Consider the following 911-nt stretch of genomic DNA (forward strand, 5'->3'; position numbering starts at 1 on the left):
CGACATTGCCTAGTTTGTTGGCCACGCGCTGCGTTCCCGACGGCGCGTTCGGGGCGGCATTGTTGCGCTCCTGCTCCGCGGTATAGTTGGCCGGACAGCCAATAAATAGCGACCCGATCGTGACAAGCAGCACGCGTGCTGCACCTGAAACAATGCTCATTATACACTCCTTACCTCCACAGGGAGACAGGAGCGCAGGAATTCCTTCCAGATTGGGGGCCGCGATAGTGGGGCAGGCCTGGCGCTGGTAGACGGGCCGGATGGGTTGGCGCATCACGCAATGGTACATGATGATCGAACAGGGGCGTTCGGTCAGTCCGCCGGGCAAGCCCATTTATGCCCTTGCCGCCGCTTTGTCCTGACGGCGGCAGGGCTGACCTATCCGGGTGGATTGTCCCGGCCCGAAGCAACGCAAATCTGCTTTGCCCCATGCTGCTCGATCCACAGGGAAAAACGAGGCTCCGCAATGGCTGGATATTCACCACTGCTCGTTCGACGCAAAGAAGCGGCGCCAGAAATCGCGCTTGGCCGGGGTGGCGATCGCGACAGTTCCAAATTTATCGCCCAGTTCCATCGTCTCCGCCCTGTCGGGGTCGAAAGACGACCAATGAGGTAAGCCCGGACCATTGGGGTCGCCGCTCTTGGCAATATTCGCCCAATAGCTCGACATGATATCTGCGATGCGCCGGTCGTCTTGGGTCCATGGCCGATCGTTGGCATCGAGATTGCCAAAGACATAATTGATTTCCGACCCGTGAAACGCGCCGCGCATGGCGCTGTCAGGACCGGGGAGAGCATGCGTCCAAAAGTAAGTATAGGACGGCTTCGCAACGCGCTTCTGCCACCGCTTCATCCATGAAAAAGTCGAATAACGCGAATTGTCGCGTGCAGCACGGTTGATGGAAAGCGCT

1 protein-coding gene is annotated in these 911 nt (G+C 58.8%); it reads right to left on the minus strand.

What is annotated here, in order from left to right; all coding sequences use genetic code 11:
• Positions 1-478: 478 nt before the first annotated feature.
• Positions 479-911: carboxylesterase family protein (locus AAFM29_RS17085; protein ID WP_341713932.1), on the minus strand; the 433-nt coding region annotated here is incomplete at its 5' end.

The organism is Erythrobacter sp. (assembly GCF_038133525.1).
In the GTDB taxonomy this organism is placed as follows: Bacteria; Pseudomonadota; Alphaproteobacteria; order Sphingomonadales; family Sphingomonadaceae; genus Qipengyuania.